Raw genomic sequence first — 7,796 nt, forward strand, 5'->3', positions numbered from 1 at the left:
ATATATAGATTATTATAATACGAAACGGATTAAGGCAAAATTAAAAATGAGCCCGGTACAATACCGGACTCACTTTTATCAAGCTGCCTAATGAAATAACCGTGTCTAACTTTTAGGGGTCACTTCAAATTCACTCTTTTTTTATTTGGATTTTTAAGGAAGTAAATTGATATAATGATGAGTAAATGAGGGGGAGAAATGATGGAGATACATATTAGAAGAGCGATAAAAGATGATATACCGGGTATAGCAAAGGTACACGTTGATAGCTGGAAAACAACATATAAAGAGATATTCCCTAACGAAGTTTTAGAAAATATAACATATGAGCAACGGGAAAAACAATGGGAAAACATTTTTCAAAAAGAATGTAATCATCAATTTAGATTTGTAGCAGAGACGTTAAATGGAGAAATAGTTGGATTCATCGATGGAGGAGCAGAAAGAACTGGTACATATAATTGTGAGGGAGAATTATATGCGATTTACCTTTTACAAGAGTATCAAGGAATGAAAATAGGACAAAAGTTATTTCAAGCTTTATTATCGGAATGTATAAACAATGATATGCAATCCCTTTTAGTTTGGGTTGTTACGAATAATCCTTCTAAAAATTTTTATGAAAAATTTAATCCTGAAAAAATTGATACGAAGTTTTTAGAGAGAGTACAGGTAGAAGAGACAGCGTATTGTTGGATAGATATTAATAATATTATTATGTAAACTGATTGTTTGAAAGAGGTATACCTCTTTTGTTTAACTATTATGGATGGATTACTAATGAAAATAGTAAGTATGTAGTTTGGAAGTGAGAATTTTTCTTGTGTATTTTTAATTAGATTAAAGAAAGGCTAAAAAAAGAAATATTTATTCAGATTTAAATAATGTATATGCAGCAGCGGGAAGTCGTATTGGTATGGTGCCACTATTTGAAGGTATCGTAAATTATGATGAGATTATTTAGGAAGTGAGAGATACTGACCATTTCGCTTCACTCGAATGGTTTGGACATAATGCGAAAGATATATTAAAAGAAGAAATAAAAGTACTAACAAATAGAAATTTAGAAGTAGTAACTTCTTAATATAAAATGATGTAAGAGTCTCTCATTGTAGAGACTCTTTTTTTAAAATATCAATAACCAAAAATTACCATGTATTTAAATTAAAATTTAACACAATTTATATATAAATAAGGAGGTGATTGGTAATGGCTAGAAATCGTAATTCTAATCAATTAGCATCACATGGAGCACAAGCGGCTTTAGATCAAATGAAATATGAAATTGCACAAGAGTTTGGTGTACAACTTGGCGCTGACACTTCTTCACGTGCAAACGGTTCTGTAGGCGGTGAAATTACAAAACGGCTTGTAGCGATGGCAGAACAACAACTTGGTGGCGGATATACTCGCTAATTGTAGAAAGTTATAGGAGAAAGGAAGGATTCTTCCTTTCTTTTTTTTTCAATTAATTGGTATGGATATATTGCGAACTGGATTCAAAGAATAGAAATAATACTATATTTTCCCCAATTTCTTTTGTTGTAAATGGGAAGTAGTAAAGATGTAATAGCCCTGGTGGAATGAAAAATTACGTTCCAGCAGGGCTATTATATGGTAAGAAATATATGATGAAAGGTTCCGAAGTCAACATGTTAAAAAAAGAAAACTGTTGTTTAATTGCCCTTGCATCAGTTCCACTTGTTATGACATTAGGGAATTCAATGCTCATTCCAATCCTACCGACTATTGAAAAGAAATTACATATTTCATCGTTTCAAGTATCCATGATTATTACAATTTACTCTATCGTAGCCATTTTACTTATACCGATTGCTGGTTATTTATCAGATAGATGGGGACGAAAGATGGTAATGGTTCCGAGTTTGCTGATTGCAGCTATAGGAGGAGCGATAACTGGTTGGGTATCTTGGAAAGTTGATAATCCCTACACTTGGATATTGATTGGTAGAGCGATTCAAGGTATTGGTGCTGCTGGTGCAATGCCAGTTGTTATACCATGTGTTGGTGATTTATACAAAGATGAAAAACAAGTTAGTACAGGTTTAGGAATCATCGAGACGTCAAATACATTTGGAAAAGTATTGAGTCCAATATTAGGATCTGCTCTTGCTACCATTGTATGGTTCTTACCATTTTGGGCGATTCCAGTTTTATGCGTAGTATCAATCGTTTTATTACTTGTTCTAGTAAAGGCAAAGAAACAAGAAGGAGAAGTACCACCACTTAAAGAGTTTATAAAATCTATTCTCGCTACGTTTCGAGAAAAGGGAAGATGGTTGATTGCCATCTTTGTATTAGGTGCAATTATTATGCTTATTTTATTCGGAATACTCTTTTATTTGTCGACTATACTGGAATCAAAGTATGACATTCATGGTATATGGAAAGGCTGCGTGCTTGCTATCCCGTTGCTTGTACTATCACTTAGTTCATATATGGCTGGTAAAAAAATTGGAGATAATCAAAATGTTATGAAGAAGTGTATTTACATTGGGTTTTTAATGGCAGCTGCATCAGTCATCATACCTTTATTTATAAAAGGGATTTATTTACTACTTCTTTGTCTCGTTATTATGGGAATAGGAATTGGTATGGCACTCCCATGTTTAGACGCCCTAATTACACAAGGAATTGAAAAAGAGCAAAGGGGGACGGTTACGTCATTTTATAGTTCAATGCGATTTATCGGTGTAGCAGCTGGACCACCTCTTTATTCTTTTTTCATGAAAGGTGCTGACCATGAAGTGTTTTATTTAACAAGTATATTCGCTGGTATCGGTGCTGTTATAGCAATTATTTGGATTAAACCAGCAAAAGATGCAAAGACGGTAAAACAGAAACCTACTTCATAATTTGTAAGAGAATTGCATGATGTTTGAAGTAATACGCAATTCTCTTTAGTTCATTAAGAAGTAATAACTTGTTTTAACATATAAACTGCGACACCCCATATGATGAGACCGGAAAATTTATTTAATAATACGATTGTCTTTCCAGTTGAATCTATTCTTTTTAGAAATTTCCCCGCTAAAGCTAAGCTTATAAACCAAATCCAAGAAACGATAATAGTTGCAAGTGTGAAAGCCCATTTTTCACTACCTATGTATTGAATAGAATTTGTTCCAATTACACCGATTGTATCTAAAAGTGCATGTGGATTTAATAAAGAAACCGATGCAGCGAAAAGAATTTGTTTTTTTAAGGGCATACTTTTCTCTTGTTTTACATCATTGGAAGGGTTACTTCTCCAAATAACAAAGCCCATGTATAGGAGAAAGAAAAATCCAATTATATATAACGAGTTAGTTAGCCAAGAAAAAGTAAGGAGTACAAGGGAGACACCTTGCACCGAAATCAATATGAGTAACGTATCACATATAGAGGCAGTTAATACTACAGGGGCTATCCTCCAAATGTTTGGTTGGCTTGCACCTTGGTTAAAGACAAAAACATTTTGGACACCTAATGGAATGATAAGACCAAATGCAAGAACGATACCATGAATAATTGCTTCACTCATCATATTACCTCCTATTTTAATTCATTATGATAGTGTATATTGTATAGAAGAAATGAAAATTTGTATCCATCCATATGGTTGGGGAGGGTACCAACCAAAAAGAATATAAGGTGATATGATGGAAAGATTCGTTTGGAAGCCGAATATGTCTCTAGCGACTCCTTTGTATAAACAAATAGAAACGTATATAAAAGAAAGAATCATTAATGGAGAATGGACTGTTGGAACGACATTACCTTCACAAAGAGAGTTGGCACATACATTTGGTGTGAATCGAAGTACAATTGTAATGGCTTTCGATGAACTAGTGGCAAAGGGGTACATTGAAGGGAATGGTAGGAAAGGAACAATTGTTGTAAATAATAATGAGAATACTTCAACGTACGCACCCCCGCCTAATTGGCAGTCTTATGTAGAAACAGGACTTCATTATCCGAATCTGCCTGCTATTCAAGAGATTAACCAAGCTGAATTTGATCCGCATGTAATTCGTTTAGGAACAGGTGAGCTCGCGCCAAGTCTTTTGCCTGAAAAAAAGATGAAAGATATTATGAATAAGCTTTTAGCATCAAAGGTGACGCTTGGTTATGAAGAGCCGAAAGGAAATCTCTCTTTAAGGGAGAAGATTGCGGACTATTTAAAAGGACATGGTATTTATGTAACTCCTGATTCTATATTAATTGTTTCAGGAGCAATTCAAGCATTGCAACTTATTTCTATGGGGCTTCTTCCAAAAGGGGCATCCATCTTATTAGAAAAACCATCCTATTTATATTCGCTTAATGTTTTTCAATCAGCAGGAATGCGTTTCATTGGAATACCAATGGATGAGAACGGTTTACATGCATCATATATTACAAAATATAAGAAGCAATTTAATGCATCTATTTTATATACAATCCCGTCTTTTCATAATCCGACGAACTTTAGTATGAATGCGAAGAAACGAATAGAAGTGCTGGAAATATGTAACGAAATTGGATTGCCTATTATAGAGGACGCGGTATATCAAGACTTATGGTTTGATGAGCCTGTTTCAAAGCCTTTAAAAGCATATGATAAAAACGGAATTGTACTACATATCGGGAGTATGTCTAAAGTTATTAGCCCAGGATTAAGAATTGGATGGATTGTTGGATCTGAGCCAGTCATTCAAAGGTTGGCAGACATGAAAATGCAAACAGATTATGGTTCAAGTTCTATATCCCAGCAAATTGCAACGGAATGGTTTACAAATGGATTGTATGATGAACATTTACAGTTTGTAAGAATTCAATTGAAAAAACGCAGAGATTTTATGCTACAAATGTTAGAGAAATATTGCCATGATATAGCAACATGGTATGAACCGACAGGTGGTTTTTATATTTGGTTACATATAAATGTACCCGTTTCGAGCCGTAGCTTATTTGACAAAGCTTTGAAAGAAAAGATTTTATTAAACCCAGGTACTTTGTATGATAGAAGTGCAAACCAATTTTTGCGTCTATCATATTCATATGCAACGTTAGAAGAAATTGAAATTGGTATAACAAAACTAGCACAACTAATGAACAAATAAGAGGAGAAAGCAATGAAACAATTTGTAATTTGCCAAATTATTAATGGAGAAAAATATTTAGCTGCTTATGCGGAGACGAAGCAGGAAGCAATTGAAAAAGCAGAATTGTTAGGATTACGAACGGGAAATCGATATACAGTTATTACTGCGGAGGAAGCAGAAGGATTAACGTATCCTTAAGAAACATATAATAATAAAGTAGGAAGTAAATAAGTCTAGTAATATTATGAAATTACTAGGCTTATTTTTTTGAAAGCGTTACGTGTTCTAGCATGAAAAATAATAGTATTATGAGTCAAGTTGACGGAAATACCGATTTGTTTTTCGGTCCTGATTTCCGTTTCTATATTCATCAATATATTGTCTAAAATTCCACGATTGTAAAAACTTATTTGTGGCGTTATAACCAGAATTGTAAAGCCACTCTTTTTCTTCCTTTGTTAACTCAAAGTTTGTACTTGTAATGGATCCTGTTGGAAGTGTAATTGTTCTTGCTTTTGATTCCTTGTCTAGATGACGTAAATCATGGGCTTGCATCATTGTTTTAAATAGTCCTTTGAACATGGAGATAGGCTCGTTATAGTGGACAGGATCAGCTTGGATCTCATCTTTTACGAAATGAAATCCAAAAGTTGGCCAGCGAGGAGAGGAAGGCGAGTCGAAAATCCAAATTGGGTAATTGCTTAAAATCCCTCCATCAACCATATAACAAGGTTGCTTCCATTTTGGGGTTCTCCATTTTACTGGTTCAAAGAAGAAGGGGATTGTACTGCTCATTCTTACAGCTTTTGCAATAGAGAAGCGATAATTTAAAAATCCGTAGTTTGGTAAGTCATCAGGAAAGATAACCATTTTACCATTACTTATATCAGAAGCGATAATTTTAAGCTTATTTAAATCAGGTAAATCTGTAAATAAGTGAACTCCTTTTTTTCGAAGTAATTCTTCAATCCATTCTTCTATAAAAATATTAGAGTAAATACCAAGAGTAGTCCATGCACTTAATCCTTTGCCGATAAACGGGATTCTGTCAATAAAGGTTTTCTTCATAAATTTATTATAATCAATATCAGTTATAATCGTTTTTAACTCTGAACAAGAATATCCTGCTGCTAGGAGCGCAGCGATAATGGAACCAGCTGATGTTCCAGCTACACGCTCCCATTCATAGCCTTTTTCAGCTAATGCGCAAATTGCCCCTACATGCGCAATTCCGCGTACACCGCCTCCTTCAAAAACACCATCAATTTTCATTAAACATACTTCCTTTCGAATGAAAGATTTGGAAATGGCAAAAAAGCACGTATTGCACGTGCTTTTTTACAATAGTTTTTAAGTTTACTAGCAGCCTACAAAGCCGCCCCAACAGCTAGCTCCGATGATGATTAGAAGGATAAATAAAACGATTAATAAAGCGAAACCTCCATAACCACAACCGCCGCCACCGTATCCGTAACCGCCGCCACCATATCCGTAACCACAGCAACTATATCCGTAACCCATGTGGAATTCCTCCTTAAATTAAAAATAAAAATGAACGAGGGGAAAATGTACTGGAAGGAATAAAGAACTATCGTGTTTGTAGGAACAATGTATACTATGCTTTTTTAAACTTGTTCGCGTATGATGGAAGAGCCCGTTTTTTTGAAGGCTTGTTGTTTTTACAAAGAATGGAGTATAATTTTTGTACTATGATACAAATAAGTATGTAAATGTAAGGAGAATTTATGAAAAATAAAATTGAAGTATTAATTGATAAATATGAACTAACACATTTGAAACAGGAACTTATTAATACTGTATTTTCTTGTATAAAAGTTGTGCCAAAGCAGGAGGAAACAGTGGCGATAGGGAGTTCGAAAATGGGAGGAGTTCCTGATTTACCAGATTCATTTGAATACCCAATGCACAAAGGAAATCCGTTACAGTTTATCGCACAATTTAATTTAAATGATTTACAAAATGTTGGTATGGATTACAATCTTCCTAAGACAGGAATGTTATATTTCTTTAGCATTGAAAATTACTTTGAAGAAGATGTGAAGCCAACTGAAGCGGGGCGTGTGTTTTATTATGATATTCCTGTAGAGCAATTACAAAGAGCAGATGAATTGCAAACGAATTATAACCAGTGTGCAACTACTTTTGAACTGACATATAAATTGCCAGAGCTTTTCATTGAAGATGAGGCTGATTCAGATCGTTTCTTGCAATTACTTGAAGAGCTAATCCCGGACAACTATGATAACCATCAAATGTTTGGTGAACCGTTCTCTGTACAAGAAGAAGTGTTATATGAGACAGGAGAATATATGGGAGTAGACCCGCAGAAAATGACGCTTCTATTCCAAATTGATTCAGACACCAAAAATTGTAATATGATGTGGGGAGATTTAGGGATGCTCTATTTCTGTATTGGAAATGAAGACTTAAAAAATCGACGTTTTGAAAATGTATGTTGTGTATTACAAACTTGTTAATGAAGAAGAGGTTGTCCCAAAAGGTCGTTAAAAACGAACTTTTGGAGACAACTTCTTATATTTTACCTTTATATGGATAAAAACCCCGATCATAAGTAGAAAACCAATAGGTTTTCTATTTATGATCGGGGTTTTTCGCTTTTGATTGAGCTGTTGTTGTCCATTTCCGTAAATTATGGGCAACACAAATAAGACCCCATTCCAATCTGTT

10 protein-coding genes and 1 pseudogene are annotated in these 7,796 nt (G+C 34.3%); 8 read left to right on the forward strand and 3 right to left on the reverse strand.

Annotated features, from left to right (window positions below):
• The 5 genes and pseudogenes from CO726_RS29935 to bcbE form a co-directional block, all read left to right on the forward strand.
• The coding region (locus tag CO726_RS29935) for an IS3 family transposase (protein ID WP_130953558.1) at nucleotides 1-91 on the forward strand (91 nt) is incomplete at its 5' end.
• Nucleotides 92-198: 107 nt separating this feature from the next.
• Nucleotides 199-723, forward strand: a complete 525-nt coding sequence (locus tag CO726_RS29940) for a GNAT family N-acetyltransferase (protein ID WP_099686719.1) — start codon at nucleotides 199-201, stop codon at nucleotides 721-723.
• Nucleotides 724-880: 157 nt separating this feature from the next.
• Nucleotides 881-1,084, forward strand: a pseudogene (locus CO726_RS29945) (sugar phosphate isomerase/epimerase family protein); the annotation flags it as partial.
• Between the two features lie 125 nt (nucleotides 1,085-1,209).
• The gene (locus tag CO726_RS29950; protein WP_000113545.1) at nucleotides 1,210-1,416 is read left to right on the forward strand and encodes an alpha/beta-type small acid-soluble spore protein; all 207 of its coding nucleotides are present in this window, start codon (nucleotides 1,210-1,212) and stop codon (nucleotides 1,414-1,416) included.
• A gap of 236 nt (nucleotides 1,417-1,652) precedes the next feature.
• Nucleotides 1,653-2,876, forward strand: a complete 1,224-nt coding sequence (bcbE, locus tag CO726_RS29955) for a bacillibactin exporter BcbE (RefSeq protein WP_136699909.1) — start codon at nucleotides 1,653-1,655, stop codon at nucleotides 2,874-2,876.
• A gap of 53 nt (nucleotides 2,877-2,929) precedes the next feature.
• Here the strand turns inward: bcbE and CO726_RS29960 are convergent, their stop codons facing one another.
• Nucleotides 2,930-3,544 carry a LysE/ArgO family amino acid transporter gene (locus tag CO726_RS29960; RefSeq protein WP_099686721.1) on the reverse strand — a complete coding sequence of 205 codons (615 nt, stop codon included), beginning with the start codon at nucleotides 3,542-3,544 and terminating at the stop codon, nucleotides 2,930-2,932.
• 118 nt (nucleotides 3,545-3,662) lie between these two features.
• Between CO726_RS29960 and CO726_RS29965 the strand changes: the two genes are divergently transcribed.
• Together CO726_RS29965 and CO726_RS29970 are read left to right on the forward strand one after the other, a co-directional pair.
• Nucleotides 3,663-5,105: an aminotransferase-like domain-containing protein gene (locus tag CO726_RS29965; RefSeq protein ID WP_099686722.1), complete on the forward strand. Its 1,443-nt coding sequence runs from the start codon at nucleotides 3,663-3,665 to the stop codon at nucleotides 5,103-5,105.
• 12 nt (nucleotides 5,106-5,117) lie between these two features.
• Nucleotides 5,118-5,285: a DUF3933 family protein gene (locus tag CO726_RS29970; RefSeq protein ID WP_099686723.1), complete on the forward strand. Its 168-nt coding sequence runs from the start codon at nucleotides 5,118-5,120 to the stop codon at nucleotides 5,283-5,285.
• A 108-nt stretch (nucleotides 5,286-5,393) separates the two neighbouring features.
• On the opposite strand, the gene CO726_RS29975 is transcribed toward CO726_RS29970, so the two are convergent.
• Together CO726_RS29975 and yjcZ are read right to left on the reverse strand one after the other, a co-directional pair.
• Complete coding sequence (locus CO726_RS29975) at nucleotides 5,394-6,359, reverse strand: patatin-like phospholipase family protein (protein WP_099686724.1); 966 nt, start codon at nucleotides 6,357-6,359, stop codon at nucleotides 5,394-5,396.
• 87 nt (nucleotides 6,360-6,446) lie between these two features.
• A complete protein-coding gene (yjcZ, locus tag CO726_RS29980; protein WP_098760579.1) occupies nucleotides 6,447-6,608 on the reverse strand; it encodes a sporulation protein YjcZ in 162 nt (53 codons plus the stop codon).
• A gap of 224 nt (nucleotides 6,609-6,832) precedes the next feature.
• Here yjcZ and CO726_RS29985 point away from each other — a divergent pair, with 224 nt between their 5' ends.
• A complete protein-coding gene (locus CO726_RS29985) occupies nucleotides 6,833-7,585 on the forward strand; it encodes a YwqG family protein (protein ID WP_099686725.1) in 753 nt (250 codons plus the stop codon).
• The last annotated feature ends 211 nt before the right edge of the window (nucleotides 7,586-7,796 follow it).

The organism is Bacillus fungorum (assembly GCF_002746455.1).
In the GTDB taxonomy this organism is placed as follows: Bacteria; Bacillota; Bacilli; order Bacillales; family Bacillaceae_G; genus Bacillus_A; species Bacillus_A fungorum.

Excerpts from the sequence above, each read along its gene's own strand:
- CO726_RS29950 (WP_000113545.1), top strand. The coding sequence starts at position 1,210 with ATGGCTAGAAATCGTAATTCTAATCAATTAGCATCACATGGAGCACAA.
- CO726_RS29940 (WP_099686719.1), top strand. The coding sequence starts at position 199 with ATGATGGAGATACATATTAGAAGAGCGATAAAAGATGATATACCGGGT.
- CO726_RS29960 (WP_099686721.1), bottom strand. The coding sequence starts at position 3,544 with ATGAGTGAAGCAATTATTCATGGTATCGTTCTTGCATTTGGTCTTATC.
- CO726_RS29965 (WP_099686722.1), top strand. The coding sequence starts at position 3,663 with ATGGAAAGATTCGTTTGGAAGCCGAATATGTCTCTAGCGACTCCTTTG.
- CO726_RS29970 (WP_099686723.1), top strand. The coding sequence starts at position 5,118 with ATGAAACAATTTGTAATTTGCCAAATTATTAATGGAGAAAAATATTTA.
- bcbE (WP_136699909.1), top strand. The coding sequence starts at position 1,653 with ATGTTAAAAAAAGAAAACTGTTGTTTAATTGCCCTTGCATCAGTTCCA.
- CO726_RS29985 (WP_099686725.1), top strand. The coding sequence starts at position 6,833 with ATGAAAAATAAAATTGAAGTATTAATTGATAAATATGAACTAACACAT.
- CO726_RS29975 (WP_099686724.1), bottom strand. The coding sequence starts at position 6,359 with ATGAAAATTGATGGTGTTTTTGAAGGAGGCGGTGTACGCGGAATTGCG.
- yjcZ (WP_098760579.1), bottom strand. The coding sequence starts at position 6,608 with ATGGGTTACGGATATAGTTGCTGTGGTTACGGATATGGTGGCGGCGGT.